Below are 14584 nucleotides of genomic sequence, written 5' to 3'. Positions count from 1 at the left end.
CGTTTGCCTGCCACACAGCGGCGCGGCCGACGTCGCGTACACTACTGCCGAGCCGGACAGGGGGAGCTGCCCAGATGACCTCGGACGACACGACCGGGAGTGGTGACGACAACGTCGCCGGCCACGCGCGCGGTCCCGTAGGTGATCCGCTGCGCGACTTCCTGTTGGGCCTGGCCGCCCAGATCGACCAGGTGGCCGCGATGTTCGGTGGTACGGGCCAGCGCCAGTCGAGCGCGTCGGGTCGGGGCCGAGCGGGTTCGCCGGAGTCCGCCGCCGATGTGGCGGATCTCGTCGACCTGTCCGGTGAGATCACGTCGCTGCTCGCCGAGCTCGGTGACCTGCTCGCCCGCCTCATCTCCGCGTTGATCGCGGTGTTGGAGGCGATCGCGAGTGCGCTGCGATCGACCCCACAGACTTCTCCGCGCGCCGACACCGGTTATCAGCAGATCGCGGTACGTATCGACACGCGTGGTCCGTCGGACGTCCACCATCGCGAGTTCGAAGGTGAGGACTGATGGGGGACTTGACGATCGGTATCGACATCGGCGGTACCAGCGTGCGTGCGTCGGTGGTCGACGACCGTGGTGCGATGCTCGACACGTTGCGTGCGGCAACTCCGCCGACCGCGCAGGCACTCGAACACTGTCTGGACCGGTTGGTCGGTGAGCTGACCTCCCGGTGGGCGGCCAAGGCTGTCGGCCTGGCGATCGCCGGGTTTCTGACACCGGACCGTCGGGTGATCCGGTTCGCGCCGCATCTGCCATGGCGGGAGGCCACCGTCGCCGAGGACATGACCGCCCGGATCGGCATCCCGGTGTTCGCCGAGCACGACGCCAATGCCGCTGCGGTCGCCGAACGACGTTTCGGGGCCGCGGCCGGCGGCCGGAACTCGCTGGTGCTCGCGATCGGCACCGGCATCGGCGCGGGCCTGCTGTTGGACGGACAGATCTATCGGGGCAGCTTCGGTGTGGCGCCCGAACTCGGCCATCTCACCGTGGTCCCGGACGGTCGGCCGTGTTCCTGCGGAAAGCTTGGCTGCTGGGAACGGTATTGCAGCGGAACAGCTCTGGTCGACACGGTGCTTGAGCTGCTGGCCGACGGGGACTGGGGGCGCAGTCAACTGGCCGCAGATGTCGCAGCAGACCCGGGTGCGCTCACCGGCCGCCGCGTCGCCGGTGCTGCCGCCGACGGTGACGCCGTCGCGCTGGCGGCGTTCGCGCAATTCGCGCAATCGCTCGGGCAGGGACTCGCCATGATCGCCGACATCTTCGATCCCGATCTGATCGTGCTCGCCGGTGGCGTGGGGGCCGCGTCGGGACTGTTCCTGGACGAGGCGCGAGAACATTACGCGCGTCTGGTGACCGGTGCCGGACACCGGCAGCTGGCACGGATCCGCGGCACGCAGCTTGGTGAGAGCGCCGGTGTGGTGGGTGCCGCCGAGGTTGCGCGCCAGGCCATCAGTACGCACCTCGCCGAGGCGCCCACCCGAAGCTGAGGGTGTGTATCGTTTCTGCGGGTATCGTTTCAGCGGGTTTCGGTAACCGCCAATTGTGCGCGGATATCGACCCTGTGGTCCAGGTCTCGGCGGGTAGTGTCTGAGGCGGCGGCGATCGACGAGGTTCGGAGTCATCGATGTGGTATTACGCATTCAAGTACGTGCTGCTCGGACCGATTCTGCGAGTCCTCGGCCGACCCAGGATCGAGGGGTTGGAGAACATTCCGGAGCGTGGGCCCGCGATCCTGGCGAGTAATCACCTCGCCGTGATGGACAGCTTCTATCTGCCGCTGATGGTCCGCCGCCGGATCTACTTTCTCGCCAAGGCCGAATACTTCACGGGCACAGGGGTCAAGGGTGCGTTCCAGCGCTGGTTCTTCTCCGCGGTCGGGCAGATCCCCATCGACCGATCGGGCGCCGAGGCCGCCGCGGGTGCGTTGACCGCCGCCCGTCGGCAGCTCGAGGCGGGCACCCTGATGGGGATGTATCCGGAGGGCACACGTTCTCCGGATGGGCGGCTCTACAAGGGCAAGACGGGCCTGGCCCGGGTGGCCCTGGACACCGGGGTGCCGGTGATCCCGGTGGCCATGATCAACACCGAGAAGCTCAACCCGCCGGGGACCATCATTCCGCGACCGTCGCGCATCGTCATCAAGGTCGGTGAGCCGCTCGACTTCGCGCGGTATGAGGGGATGCAGGGCAACCGGTTCATCGAGCGGGCGGTCACCGACGAGATCATGTACGAGTTGATGCAGTTGTCGGGGCAGCAGTACGTGGACATCTACGCGGCGTCGCTCAAGAACAAGCCCACCGCGCCGGCGGAGCCGGCTGCCGCCTGACTCATACCGCCTCACTCCCACCGCGCGAACCGGGCCCGCCGGATCCGCATGGCCAAAGGATCATGCGGCGCCGGTCCCGGCCATCTCCGTGCGTGGCATGGCGGTGCGACGTTCGGTCCACTGCGGCGGCAGCAGCCACACCACCACCAGGAACCCGAGACCCCACAGGGTGTACGCGTTGCCGATCAGATGATCGACGACCGACCACTGTCGCACCGCAGGCGACAAGAACTGGAACGGGCCGAGCGCAAAGATGACGACACCGCTCGCCGCGACCGACACGTGCGCCACCTGAACGCGGCGGTCGGTGCTACGGGCAGCCACCACCGTCGCGACCAGGATCGTCGGAATCGCCCACACCCAGTGGTGGGCCCAGGATGTCGGCGACACCAGCAGACCCCAGGTCGCTACGACGCAGGTGACCAGGACGGCCGCGACCCCGGCAGACCCCGGCGCCGACGATGCGTCGGGCGCGGGGGTGTCGGGCGCGCGCAACGCCCGAAAAGCCGACACCGGACGACAGGCGCGGGCCGCGACGACGGCCAGGCCCGTCACCACCACCGAGCTGGCCACCCACAGCAACTGTTCGGTCATCTCGGCGTGCGGCACCAGCCGAATCCACATCGCATTGATGTTCTGGTTGATGCGTCCGGCCGGGTCGCCGATGCGAGTGGTGTGGAACAGGGTGTGGGTCCAGTAGGTCAGCGAATCGGCGGGTAGCCAGATCCAGGCCAGCACTCCCGCGCCTACGAAGGTGACGCCCGCGACGATTGCCGGCCGCCAGCTACGCGCGATGAGGAAGACCGCGATGAAGACCAGCGGGGTGAGTTTCACTGCAGCCGCGACGCCGGTGAGCACCCCCTGCAGCGGGCCGGCCGCCCGCGCGCGGCCCCGGCCGACGACGAACACGTCGACGATGATCAACGTCATCAGCACGATGTTGATCTGACCGAAGCCCAGGGTCATCCACAAGGGATTGGACCAGACCGCGACTCCGCCCACCATCAGCGCGATCCACCACCGGTTGGCGGTGTTACCCACCGACAGCACCCCGAGCACGATGTGTCCGCAGATCACGACGAGTGCGGCCGTCAGGATCGACATCAACAATCCGGCGAGGCCGAGACCGAGCAGACCGAGCGGAACGAAACCGATTGCCGCGAACGGGGGATAGGTGAACGGCAGCCAGATCCCATCGCTGGTGAATGGCATCGAACCGTCCGCGTACAGACTCTGACCCTGCTGCCAGATCTGCGCACCCAGCCGGTAGACGTCGAGATCGATACGGGTGCGGGTACCGAAGCTGGAGGTGAACGGAACACCCACGATCTGCAGGGTCACCGACGCTGCGAAGGCCACGGCGATGACGCTGCGGATGGGCACCGACGGTACCCATCGGTGCAGCCGGGCATCGGCCTCGGACAGGACAGTCATGGTCTCGGCGTCTCTCCGCTCACAGGGTGTGTGAATACTGGTGGCTATGCGGTTCTTCTACGACTCGGAGTTTATCGAGGACGGCACCACCATCGAGCTCATCTCGATCGGTGTCGTCGCCGAGGACGGTCGGGAATTCTACGCGGTCTCCACGGAGTTCGACCCGGCGCGGGCCGGGGACTGGGTGCGGGCCAATGTGTTGCCGAAACTACCCTCGCCTGCATCGCCGGCCTGGCGCGGCAGGCGCCAGATCCGCGACGACCTGCTGGCGTTTCTCACCGAGGCCGACGACGAGGTGGAGCTGTGGGCATGGGTGGGCGCCTATGACCACGTGGTGCTGTGTCAGCTGTGGGGGCCGATGACCGCGCTACCTCGGGTGATGCCGCGTTTCACCCGTGAACTGCGACAGCATTGGGAGGCGGCGGGCCGACCGAGTCTGCCGGCGTCTCCCCGTGATGCCCACGACGCGTTGACCGACGCGCGGCACAACCTGCGTCGCTGGCAGGTCATCGAACAGTCGAAGCGCTGATGGTCGCCGAGGCATGCCTCGGCCCCTCGATCGGGCACCTCGACGACTCCACTACCCTGTATCCGTGGTGACCAACTGGACCGTAGACGTTCCGATCGAAGATCTCCCGGAGCTCCCGCCGCTGCCCGGCGACCTGCAGGCCCGGTTCGATGATGCCATCGCCCGTCCGGCGCTCCAGCAGCCCAGCTGGCCCGCCGATGAGGCGCGCAAGATGCGCACCGTGTTGGAGAGTGTGCCGCCCATCTGCATGCCGGTCGAGGTCCAGGCGCTGTCGGCCCAGCTCGCCGAGGTGGCCGAGGGACGCGCCTTCCTGCTGCAGGGCGGGGACTGTGCCGAGACCTTCGTCGACAACACCGAGCCGCACATCAAGGGCAACATCCGAACGCTGCTGCAGATGGCCGTGGTCCTGACCTACGGCGCGAGTATGCCGGTGGTGAAGGTGGCGCGGATCGCCGGTCAATACGCCAAGCCGCGATCGTCGGACACCGACGCGCTCGGTTTGCTGTCCTACCGCGGCGACATGGTGAACGGCTTCGTCGCCGACGAGGCCGCCCGCGTGCACGACCCGTCGCGGCTGGTGCGGGCCTACGCCAACGCGGCCGCTGCGATGAATCTGGTGCGCGCCCTCACCGGCTCGGAGGCCGACCTGCGTCGCGTGCACCTGTGGAACCGAGAATTCGTCCGCACGTCACCCGCCGGTGCCCGCTACGAGGCCCTGGCGTCGGAAATCGACCGCGGGTTGCGGTTCATGGATGCGTGTGGAGTGACCGACTCCAAGTTGGACTCCGCGTCTATCTTCGCCTCGCACGAGGCGCTGGTGATCGACTACGAGCGTGCGATGCTGCGCTTGGCGGACGACCCGGACAATCCGGATGAGAAGGTTCTCTACGATCTGTCGGCGCACTTCTTGTGGATCGGCGAGCGCACCCGACAACTCGACGGTGCACACGTCGCGCTGGCCGAACTCATCAGCAACCCGATCGGTGTGAAGATCGGGCCGACGACGACTCCGGAGCAGGCCGTCGAGTACGTCGAACGTCTCGACCCGCACAACCGGCCCGGCCGCCTCACCCTGGTGTCTCGGATGGGCAACAACAAGGTGCGCGACGTGCTGCCGGCCATCGTCTCCGCGGTGGAGGCCAGCGGGCACAAGGTGATCTGGCAATGCGACCCGATGCACGGCAATACGCACGAATCGTCCACCGGCTACAAGACCCGTCACTTCGACCGGGTGGTCGACGAGGTCCAGGGCTTCTTCGAGGTCCATCGGGCACTCGGTACGCATCCCGGCGGGGTCCACATCGAGTTGACCGGAGAGGATGTCACCGAATGCCTCGGTGGGGCCCAGGACATCTCCGATCTGGACCTGGCCGGCCGCTACGAGACCGCGTGTGACCCTCGGCTCAACACCCAGCAGTCGCTCGAGTTGGCCTTCTTGGTCGCAGAGATGTTGCGCGGCTGACGAATCGGGATCCCGGGAACGTCGTATGTGCCATGCGGGGTAGCCGGTGCACGGTCAGATCAGGAACTCCTGGCCCGCCCACCAGGCTGCGGCGCCGATCGCGATGGCCAGCACGAGGACCAGGCCGATCCAGATGGCCGCGCGCAGCGCTCCGTTGTCGTCCTGTTCGGCCGGCACCGCGCGGGCGGCGCGGGTCGGCTGTGCCGCCCGACCGCGCGATGGCGGGACCCCCGGGGTGGCCTGCGACTGGACCCGGGTGTGCTGGGGTGGACCGGGTGTCGCTGGGGGCGCGCCGGCGGGAGCGCCGGCACGCATGCGCGCCATGGTCTCCCGCTCGGCCGAACGACGCGGTGCGGGCACGGTGAACGGTGGAAGGTCGAGGTCCTCGGCCGCGGCGAGTAACGCCCGTTGCATGTCGAATCCGTCCGCGTAGCGCTCCGCCGGATTGCGTTCGGTGGCCCGCAACACGATCTCGTCGAACTCCTCGGGTACTCCGTCGACGACGTCACCCGGTGCCGGCACGTCGTAGCTCAACCGCTGATAGGCCAGTGCCAACGGCGTGTCGCCGCGGAAAGGGGTTCGGCCGGTGAGTAATTCGAACATCATGACGCCTGTCGAGTACACATCGCTACGGGCGTCGGCGTCGCCGGACTCGACTTGCTCGGGAGATAGGTAGGCGGCGGTGCCCAGGATCACGCTCGCCGATGTCACACCGGCCTCGGCAACTGCGCGGACCAGGCCGAAGTCGGCGACCTTGACCTCGCCGCGCTCGGAGATCAGAACGTTCTCGGGCTTCACGTCGCGGTGGACCAGGCCGCCGGCGTGTGCGGTGCCCAGGCCACCGAGGACCGGGTCGACCACCGCGGTGACGGCGTGCGGTGGCATCGGTCCGCGTTCGCGCAGCAATTCGCGCAGGCTGCCGCCCTCCACCAGCTCCATCACCAGGAAGACGATTCCGTTGTCGATGCCCTGGTCGTAGACGGCGACCAGGCCGGGATGCTTGAGCCCGGCGACGGCCCGGGCCTCGAACTCGAATCGACGCAGGAAAAGTGGATCCCCGCTGTAGCGTTCGTCCATCACCTTCACCGCCACCGAACGGCCCAGTCGCAGATCGACACCGACATACACCGCCGACATTCCGCCGCGCGCGATCGGTGCGTCGATGCGGTAGCGGCTCTCGAGGGTCGCGCCCACAAGAGGATCGGCCGAAGATGTCACGCAGCCGAATCTACCGGGCGTACCACCGGCCACTCGGGACCGAAGCGGTCGGCGAGCCGGTAGGCTTCCCGGTGTGGGTTCATTACCGTTGTCCGAGGACAACCTGCCGACCGATGTCGCCACATTGACCGTCGACGAGGTGGCTGCCCGACTGCGGGTCTCACCGAACCGGGTTCGCACCCTCATCCGCGATCACCACCTGCTTGCCGTGTCCCGTGGGGGACAGCCGGCGGTACCCGCGATCTTCTTCGACGATCTCGGGATCGCCAAACACTTCACGGGTCTCGTCGACGTGTTGTTCGACGGCGGATACTCACGTGACGACGTGATGCGATGGCTGTTCACGGTTCAAGACGATCTCGGTCTGCATCCGGCGGAGGCGTTGCACACCCATTCCGCTCGCGAGGTGGTGCGCCGGGCTCAGGCCCAGGCGTTCTGAATACCGGGCGTCACATCCGACCAGCGGTGTCCGATGACGGCGACCCGCTCTCGGCGCGTACCGCGGGTGTGCTCGTGGGCCGTGCGGTGAACCAGTCCACCACGCGGCGCAGTCGCAACGGGTCGGGTCGCAGCAGCGCAGTGGCCGCCAGCGCCGACAGCGCGATGGCCAGCAGTGTCTCGGGCAGCTTGTAGAACAGGATCGAATCGTCGGGCTGGAACACGATCAACATGAAGGTGGACACGAAGACCACCACGGCACAGATGCGCGGCCTGACTGTGAAGGCCGCCGCCAGGCCGAGCACCCAGGTGTAATACCAGGGCAGCGTTGACGGTTCGAGCAACAGCACCGCGAGCATCGCCCACACCATCGCCGCCATCGCCCGGCGTTCGTCGCGGCGTCCCCACCACCACAACGCGACCAGGATGATCGCCAGCACCACCGCACCGACCGCTCGGGTCACCGTCAGGACCGGTTGCAGGTTCAATGCGGTGAAGGGCGCGGCGACGATCGTCACCACATGCGCCGCAAGGGTTGGCACGGTGAACCAGTTGATGATCCGATCTGCCCACCCGAGGCCGGTGAGCCAGCCCAGGCCGAGGCCGACCACGGCGGTCCACACGGTGAACACCGCCACCGGTATCACGATCACCGCGGCGAACACGCCCGCCACGTCTGTGACGCGTGCCGGCCGTCGTGCGCGGATGTGCGCCAACCAGATCCACACCACGAACGGGATCGCGATCCCAGCGGTGACCTTGATCGAGATGGCGATCCCGAGTACCGCGAGTCCGGCGGCGTGACGTCCGCTGACCGCCAGCGCGACCCCTGCTACCAGGATTCCCATCATGAGCAGTTCGACATGGGTGCCGGCGACGAGATGGATGAGGATCATCGGGTTGGCCACCGCCAACCACAGACCGCTCTGCGGTGACGCCGAGAAGTGGTTGGCCAGACGGGGAATCGACCACAACGCGAGCAGCAGACCGGGTAGCAGTACCAACCGCATCGCGTAGACGCCGAGGATCGCGTGGTCGCCGGTGATCTCGGTGACCACCCGGGTGACCCCGACGAAGAACGGCCCGTACGGTGCGGTGGTGGAGGCCCACACCTGGGCCATGCTGTCCAGCAGGGGACCGGCGTGGTGCGCGGGTCCGTCGGCGTAGGGATCGAAGCCCTCGCGGAAGACGGCGCCCTGGCCGAGGTAGGCGTAGACATCGCGGCTGTAGACCGGGACCGCGACCGCCAGCGGTGCCGCCCACATCAACACGCCGGTCTGCATCGTCCGAACCGTCGGCAGCGCGGCACGCGCCGAACTCCCGCGAGCTGCGAGCAGTGTCCGGCCCAGCCGCACCCAAGCGATGATCATGGTCGCGACACCGAGCCAGAAGATGGTGCCGAACAACGTCTTCCCGTGACCGTAGGTGATCATCGACAGCCCGAGATCTTGCGCGACGGTGTTGTTGCGGGCGATGTCACCGACCCCGAAACTGCCGACACACACGGCGACCGAACCCGCCGTTCCCAGCAGGAGATCGACGAAGCCCGGACGTGCGAGCATCCGGCGCCAGGCCGCCCCGTCGTGACCTCGGACGGGGGTTGTGGAAGCGGATGGCGACGTTGGGGCGGTCATGTCGATCGGTGGGCGATGCGCCTGGCGAAGGCGACCAGTTCGGCACGCACGGTGTCGCCGAGATCGGCTGCGGCGAGCGTGTCCAGGGCGGAGGTGAGCAGCGCCGAGATCCGCTGTTCCATCTCGTCGAGCGCGCCCACGTCGGTCAGTATGGTTCGGGCGGTGTCGATCTCGACGTCGGTGAGAGCACGGCCCACGCTGTGTCGCAGGGTGTCGGCCAGCGCCGGGTCGCGCTCGGTGGCTCGTGCCAACCCGACCGCGAGCAACGCGGTCCGCTTGCCTGCCACCAGGTCGTCACCGGACGGTTTGCCGGTCTGGACGGGATCTCCGAAGACGCCCAGCAGGTCGTCGCGCAACTGGAAGGCCACACCGAGGTCGTGACCGACCGAGCGCAGGTCGTCGATGAGCCCCTGTGGGGCGGCGGCCAGCGTTGCGCCGAGTTCGAGCGGTCGGGCCACGGTGTAGGCGGCGGTCTTGAATTCCATCACGCGATAGGCGGCGTCGACCGATTCGTCACCGGCAGCCTCGTTGACGATGTCGAGATACTGCCCGCCGAGCACCTCGGTGCGCATCGACGACCACACGCGGCCGACGGCGGCCGGCAGCGGACGGATCGGGCCGTCGTCGGGGGCAGGGCCGCCGGGTAGATGGCCGTGAACCATGTCGTCGGCCCACGACAACGCGAGATCACCCAGCAGGATGGCGGTGGCCACACCGTGATGTGGCGCGTCGCCGGCCCAGCGGTCGGTGCGATGGCGCTCCTCGAAGTCGCGGTGGACGGTGGGGCGGCCGCGGCGCGTGTCGGAGCGGTCGATGACGTCGTCGTGGATGAGCGCGCAGGCCTGGACCAACTCCAGCGCCGCGGCCACTCGTAGTGCATCGGTATCATCCTGGCCGGCGGCTGCGCGTGGCGCCGGCGACGATCTGCCCGCGAGCCAACCGGCGTAGACGAAGACCGGGCGCACACGCTTTCCGCCGCCGAGGACGAAGTCGGCCAGTGCCGCCCCGGCCGTCCCGACCCGTGGATCGATCGCGGCCACCGCCGGGACCGCGCGGTCGAAGAACGCGGTCAGCGCGGAGTCGACGGCGGCCGGGACGTCGTCGAGTCCGGCGGGGATCGGGAGCGCGGATGTCACCCTGTCAGGCTAGTGGTAGGCCTCGGTGACCACGAGGACATGGGTGGACCGTCCCAGCGCCCGCGGGTACCGACGCCGCGCGGCCGGTCCGTACACTGTTCAGGTGACTTCAACCGCCCACCCCGCCCCGTCGATCGTCGACCGGCTGTCGGCTCCGCACCGCGGAACGGTTCCGTTCTCGGTGGAGTTCTTCCCGCCGCGTGATGCCGAGGCGGAGGCGCGGTTGTGGCGGGCGGTCCGCGCGTTCGAGCGCCTCGGACCCGCGTTCGTCTCGATGACCTACGGCGCCGGCGGATCCACCCGTGACCGCACGGCGCGGATCGCGGGCGAACTCGCGACCGAGACCACCCTGCTGCCGGTGGCTCATCTGACCGCGGTCAACCACAGTGTCGACGAGTTGCGCGCTCTGGTCGGCTCGTATGCGGACAACGGCATCACGAACATCTTGGCGCTGCGCGGCGATCCGCCCGGGGATCCGCTCGGCGAATGGGTCCGCCATCCAGCCGGCGTGGAGTATGCCGAAGAGTTGGTGCGGTTGATCGCCGATCTCGGGGATTTCCATGTGGGGGTCGCCTCCTTCCCGGAAGGGCACCACCGCGCACCCGATCTCGACCACGACACCAGGACCCTGGTGAACAAGCTCCGTGCCGGCGCCGAATACTCGATCACCCAGATGTTCTTCGATGTGGAGGACTTCCTGCGGTTGCGTGACCGGGTCAATCGCGCCGACCCGGAACAGGGTGCCAAGCCGCTGATCCCGGGCATCATGCCGATCACCTCGTTGGCCAGTGTGCGACGGATGGCCGAACTCTCCGGCTCGGTGATCCCGGCCGACGTCCAGGAGAGGTTCGCTGCCGCAGCCGGCGACGGCGCAGAGGAGAACCGGGAGGCGGTCCGCGCGGTAGGTATCGATTTCGCGACCGAGATGGCGCAGCGGCTGGTGGCCGAGGGCGTCCCGTGCCTGCATTTCTGCAGCCTCAACTTCGCCAAGGCGACCAGCGAGGTCCTCGAACGGCTGGGCGTGGACACCAGCTCGGCCCTGCCCGCCGCGTCGCACTGAGTGCTGCGCGGACGACCCGTGCGCTCAGCTGCGGGGCCCCGAACCCGTTGAGGCGTCGGTGGCCGTCGGCGGGGCTTCCGTCGGCCGGGCCTCCGTCGATGACGAGGCGCTGCTCGGCCTGCGCTCGCGGTCGCGACGGGGAGTGCGGCGCGGACGTCCGGGCCGCGGGCTGCGGTCACGGTTGGCGAAGGCCAGCCGCACCACCAGGCCGACGACGACCAGACAGAGCAGCGCGATGAACCACGACCAGCTGCTCACGGCGGCAGTTGCCGGATCCGGGTAGGTGGCGTCGGCGCTGAAATCGGCGGGCTTGCCGGCTTCGGGTGTCCAATGGACGGTGCGCTCACCGATCTGTTCGCCGTTGGTCGCGGTCACCGGGCCGCCGAAGACGACGGTCAGGTCCACCAGATCGCGACCCGCGGTCAGGTCACTGAGATCGGCGTTGCCGCGGAATCGGACTACATCGTCGCTGCGCTTGGCGGTGAGGTCCATGCTCATGGCCGAGTCGCCGTACGCGGCCGCGACGATGTCACCGAGCTGACCGAACTGGCCGCTGGTGAGGTCGGTGAACACCGCACGCGTGCCGACGTAGGGGATCTCGTCCTCGGCGCCCTCATCCGCCGAGCCCTCGTCCGCCGAGCCCTCGTCCGCCGAGCCCTCGCCGTCCGGTGCCGCCGATTCCGACTCGGGCACCGTGGAGTAGTCGGTCAGGGTGACCCGCGATGCCATGGACTCGGGAACGTCGAGCTGAGGGGCTCCGCGGGGATTGTCCGGCGAGGTCGCCACCACCACGGTTCCGGAGAATCGGTCACCTACGGTTGTCGAACGTTCGAGACACCCGGCGAGCAACGGCGTCGCGGCCACCAAGGACAGCAGCAGCAGGATCGCGGACCAGCGGGATGTCGGGCGCACGGTGATCATCGTGCCAGACGACGCCGCGCCGACGTGGCCGACGCTCCCGGCATCGCCCTGCCGGGTCGCGATCAGCGTCGACGCAGGGCGAGGTGTGCCGAGATGCGTCCGCTCGCCCCGGTCACCCCGCCCCCGGGATGGGTCGAGGCGCCGGCGAGCAGGATGCCGTCGGCGCCGGGCACCCGGTGCGTCGACAGATCGGGATGCGGTCGCCAGAAGAACATCTGGTCGATACTCATCTCCACGTGCATGATGTTGCCCCCGACCAGGCCGAGTTCGGTTTCGAGATCCTCCGGTGTCTGGATGTGGGTGTGGCGGATGTGATCGCTGAAACCCGGGGCATATCGATCGAGTTCGGCGGTCACCGCGGCTGCGGCGGCCGGGGCGGCAGATCGCCAGTCGGTGCCGTCGGCGAGGCGACGGGGATGCCATTGGGCCCACACGTTGAGCAGGTGTTCGCCGGGTGGCGCCAGCGTCGGGTCGATGGCCGAATAGCCCATCGCGACCACGGCGGGCCGATCGGGGAGTTCGCCGACGCTCGCGGCCGTATGGGCGCGCCGCAATTGTGCGCGATCGGTCACGAGCAGGCCCAGGGCGGAATGCACCCCGTGCGTCGGTAGGTCCGAGGGCAGGTCGGGGTAGACGGGCAGGGCGTCGGTGCCGAATCGGACGGCCATCCCGATGCCGTCGCCGACCGCGATCTGCGAACGCCAGCGGTTGATGATCGTCGGGTCGTATCCACCCGCGGCCAACAGATCCAATGTGGTGAGCACGTGGCAGGCGGAGATGACGGTCGTGGCGCAGTGACCCCGATCGGCGGTGCCGACCCGCCAGTGGTCGCCGCAGCGGGATATCGCGACCGCAGGCGAGTCGGTGGCCACCTCGCCGCCGTCGTCGGCGATCCGACGCAACAGGGCCTCGGTGAGCGCGCCGCTGCCACCCACCGCCCGGCCGGGGGGAACATCGTGTTGGAGAGCGGCGAAACCGATCATCGGGGCCGTCCCGGGCGCGTTCATCGGTGGTCCGGACTGGGCGCCGAACCAGGCGAGGGCGGCCTTGAGCGGTTCGGCGACGAACCACCGGTCCAACAGCGCATCACCGGAAGCCATCAGTTCCTGGGTGAGCGACAGCATGGCGCCGGTCCTGCTCGCGATCGGGCCCGAACGCGCGGTCTCGGCGGTACCGGTGAGGCCGGTGAACGCCGTCGCGAATCGGCCGGGAGCGGCGGGCGCGTAGAACGACCGCATGACCGCGCGGGCGCGGGGGCGCCACACGGACACGAACTGTCGGTAGGCCTCGGCGTCCGCGACGCCCACAGCGGCCGCGATGGACGCACAGGTGGCCTCGAGGTCCCGGTGGAAGATGATCGGCGCCGTGGTGGCGGTGCCGGGGGCGAAGGCCCACGGGTCGCAGTCCACGTAGCGCAGTCCGTGGGTGGCCAGGTCCAGCTCGTCGAGGATCGGGGAGTGACGGATCATCAGGTGCGCCGACGACCCCCGGTCGACGCGGTAGCCCGGAAAGCGTTCGACGGTCGACACCGCTCCACCGGCGACCGTGTCGCGTTCGAGAACCAGGACCGAACGGCCCGCCTGGGCCAGATATGCGGCCGCGATCAGCCCGTTGTGGCCCGCTCCGATGACCACGGCGTCGCGTACCGGATGGGTGCGTGGCGCCGCGCGCAGCCCCTGCACCCCGACAACGCGCCCTGTCATCGTGGCCATGCCGATCGGCGGTGGTCGGTCGGGTTGTCGGGGTGCAGGGGCAGCGCGCGACCTAGGAATGCGAACGGCCGCGGGTCGCCGGTGAAGGTGAAGTGCCGCAACACATCGGTGAAGCCGAGGCGACGGTAGAGCGCCCACGCCCGGTTGTCCTCGGCGGGGATCTCCGGTGTCGACAGCAGGACCTTGCTCTCGGAACGGCCGGCCAACAGGCGATCCAGCAGCCATTGACCCAGCCCCTGCCCCTGGACGCTGGGGTGGACGTGCAACTCGGTGAGCTCGAAGTAGTCCTCGGTGATCGCGTCGATGTCGGTGTCGCTGCGCCCGGACTGCCGCAGCCCGATCCGCAACTGCTGGTTCCACCATTGGTCGCGAGCGCCGCGATAGCCGTAGGCGATGCCGACCAGGATCTCGTTGTCGGCGACCGCCACCGGCCGTGCCAGCCGCCGCGTGGCCATCAGCGGGGAGTCGAGCTGGGCCGACGGCACGGTCGCCACCGCCCCCACCGCACGCCACCCAGGGCGACCGATGTGCTCGCGCCACAGCCCGGCACGGTGGACCTCGGTGCCGCGCGGATAGTTCATCGCGGTCACGTAGATGGTCAATGCGGGCTCGAGCCAGGCGTGGGCGTCCTGCCCGGTCAGCTCAACGAGGCGGATCGTCAACGAAGATCTGTCCTCTCGTCGAACTCTCGGTATCCGGGTCGTCG

The 14584-nt window shown here is 68.7% G+C and carries 14 protein-coding genes; 7 read left to right on the top strand and 7 right to left on the bottom strand.

Annotated features, from left to right (window positions below; translation table 11 throughout):
• Nucleotides 1-74: 74 nt before the first annotated feature.
• The 3 genes from L1892_RS08930 to L1892_RS08920 all read left to right on the top strand — a co-directional run bounded on the left by L1892_RS08930 (nucleotide 75) and on the right by L1892_RS08920 (nucleotide 2334).
• Nucleotides 75-515 (top strand): hypothetical protein, encoded by a 441-nt coding sequence (locus tag L1892_RS08930; RefSeq protein WP_235723236.1) that lies wholly within the window; start codon nucleotides 75-77, stop codon nucleotides 513-515.
• Nucleotides 515-1495, top strand: a complete 981-nt coding sequence (locus L1892_RS08925) for an ROK family protein (protein WP_235723235.1) — start codon at nucleotides 515-517, stop codon at nucleotides 1493-1495. The genes L1892_RS08930 and L1892_RS08925 overlap by 1 nt, the downstream gene beginning before the upstream one ends.
• 137 nt (nucleotides 1496-1632) lie before the next feature.
• Nucleotides 1633-2334 (top strand): lysophospholipid acyltransferase family protein, encoded by a 702-nt coding sequence (locus tag L1892_RS08920; RefSeq protein ID WP_235723234.1) that lies wholly within the window; start codon nucleotides 1633-1635, stop codon nucleotides 2332-2334.
• 60 nt (nucleotides 2335-2394) lie between these two features.
• Here the strand turns inward: L1892_RS08920 and L1892_RS08915 are convergent, their stop codons facing one another.
• Entirely contained in the window at nucleotides 2395-3768 is a 1374-nt protein-coding gene (locus L1892_RS08915; protein WP_235723233.1) for a glycosyltransferase 87 family protein, read from the bottom strand.
• A gap of 46 nt (nucleotides 3769-3814) precedes the next feature.
• Here L1892_RS08915 and L1892_RS08910 point away from each other — a divergent pair, with 46 nt between their 5' ends.
• Together L1892_RS08910 and L1892_RS08905 are read left to right on the top strand one after the other, a co-directional pair.
• On the top strand, nucleotides 3815-4297 hold the full coding sequence (locus L1892_RS08910; protein WP_235723232.1) for a polyadenylate-specific 3'-exoribonuclease AS: 483 nt from the start codon (nucleotides 3815-3817) through the stop codon (nucleotides 4295-4297).
• A 67-nt stretch (nucleotides 4298-4364) separates the two neighbouring features.
• Complete coding sequence (locus L1892_RS08905; RefSeq protein WP_235723263.1) at nucleotides 4365-5759, top strand: class II 3-deoxy-7-phosphoheptulonate synthase; 1395 nt, start codon at nucleotides 4365-4367, stop codon at nucleotides 5757-5759.
• Between the two features lie 54 nt (nucleotides 5760-5813).
• Here L1892_RS08905 and L1892_RS08900 read toward each other — a convergent pair whose 3' ends face one another.
• Complete coding sequence (locus L1892_RS08900) at nucleotides 5814-6977, bottom strand: protein kinase domain-containing protein (protein WP_235723231.1); 1164 nt, start codon at nucleotides 6975-6977, stop codon at nucleotides 5814-5816.
• 73 nt (nucleotides 6978-7050) lie between these two features.
• Between L1892_RS08900 and L1892_RS08895 the strand changes: the two genes are divergently transcribed.
• Nucleotides 7051-7416, top strand: a complete 366-nt coding sequence (locus tag L1892_RS08895) for an Rv2175c family DNA-binding protein (RefSeq protein ID WP_235723230.1) — start codon at nucleotides 7051-7053, stop codon at nucleotides 7414-7416.
• 10 nt (nucleotides 7417-7426) lie between these two features.
• On the opposite strand, the gene L1892_RS08890 is transcribed toward L1892_RS08895, so the two are convergent.
• Together L1892_RS08890 and L1892_RS08885 are read right to left on the bottom strand one after the other, a co-directional pair.
• The gene (locus L1892_RS08890; RefSeq protein ID WP_235723229.1) at nucleotides 7427-8977 is read right to left on the bottom strand and encodes an alpha-(1->6)-mannopyranosyltransferase A; all 1551 of its coding nucleotides are present in this window, start codon (nucleotides 8975-8977) and stop codon (nucleotides 7427-7429) included.
• A gap of 68 nt (nucleotides 8978-9045) precedes the next feature.
• Nucleotides 9046-10185 carry a polyprenyl synthetase family protein gene (locus L1892_RS08885; protein WP_235723228.1) on the bottom strand — a complete coding sequence of 380 codons (1140 nt, stop codon included), beginning with the start codon at nucleotides 10183-10185 and terminating at the stop codon, nucleotides 9046-9048.
• Nucleotides 10186-10288: 103 nt separating this feature from the next.
• Between L1892_RS08885 and metF the strand changes: the two genes are divergently transcribed.
• Nucleotides 10289-11245, top strand: coding sequence for a methylenetetrahydrofolate reductase [NAD(P)H] (gene metF / locus L1892_RS08880; RefSeq protein ID WP_235723227.1), 957 nt, complete (start codon nucleotides 10289-10291; stop codon nucleotides 11243-11245).
• A 24-nt stretch (nucleotides 11246-11269) separates the two neighbouring features.
• On the opposite strand, the gene L1892_RS08875 is transcribed toward metF, so the two are convergent.
• The 3 genes from L1892_RS08875 to L1892_RS08865 all read right to left on the bottom strand — a co-directional run bounded on the left by L1892_RS08875 (nucleotide 11270) and on the right by L1892_RS08865 (nucleotide 14540).
• Nucleotides 11270-12166: an LppM family (lipo)protein gene (locus L1892_RS08875; RefSeq protein ID WP_235723226.1), complete on the bottom strand. Its 897-nt coding sequence runs from the start codon at nucleotides 12164-12166 to the stop codon at nucleotides 11270-11272.
• A gap of 62 nt (nucleotides 12167-12228) precedes the next feature.
• A complete protein-coding gene (locus L1892_RS08870) occupies nucleotides 12229-13869 on the bottom strand; it encodes a phytoene desaturase family protein (protein WP_235723225.1) in 1641 nt (546 codons plus the stop codon).
• Entirely contained in the window at nucleotides 13866-14540 is a 675-nt protein-coding gene (locus tag L1892_RS08865; RefSeq protein WP_235723224.1) for a GNAT family N-acetyltransferase, read from the bottom strand. The genes L1892_RS08870 and L1892_RS08865 overlap by 4 nt, the downstream gene beginning before the upstream one ends.
• Between the last annotated feature and the right edge of the window lie 44 nt (nucleotides 14541-14584).

The organism is Gordonia tangerina (assembly GCF_021556435.1).
Taxonomy (GTDB): domain Bacteria; phylum Actinomycetota; class Actinomycetes; order Mycobacteriales; family Mycobacteriaceae; genus Gordonia; species Gordonia tangerina.
Note: the sequence above shows the minus strand (reverse complement) of the source record. Positions and strands in the feature narration are given on the sequence as shown.

Coding starts and splice junctions, on each gene's coding strand:
- L1892_RS08915 (WP_235723233.1), bottom strand. CDS start 3,768: ATGACTGTCCTGTCCGAGGCCGATGCCCGGCTGCACCGATGGGTACCG.
- L1892_RS08875 (WP_235723226.1), bottom strand. CDS start 12,166: ATGATCACCGTGCGCCCGACATCCCGCTGGTCCGCGATCCTGCTGCTG.
- L1892_RS08890 (WP_235723229.1), bottom strand. CDS start 8,977: ATGCTCGCACGTCCGGGCTTCGTCGATCTCCTGCTGGGAACGGCGGGT.
- L1892_RS08920 (WP_235723234.1), top strand. CDS start 1,633: ATGTGGTATTACGCATTCAAGTACGTGCTGCTCGGACCGATTCTGCGA.
- L1892_RS08930 (WP_235723236.1), top strand. CDS start 75: ATGACCTCGGACGACACGACCGGGAGTGGTGACGACAACGTCGCCGGC.
- L1892_RS08870 (WP_235723225.1), bottom strand. CDS start 13,869: ATGACAGGGCGCGTTGTCGGGGTGCAGGGGCTGCGCGCGGCGCCACGC.
- L1892_RS08910 (WP_235723232.1), top strand. CDS start 3,815: ATGCGGTTCTTCTACGACTCGGAGTTTATCGAGGACGGCACCACCATC.
- L1892_RS08925 (WP_235723235.1), top strand. CDS start 515: ATGGGGGACTTGACGATCGGTATCGACATCGGCGGTACCAGCGTGCGT.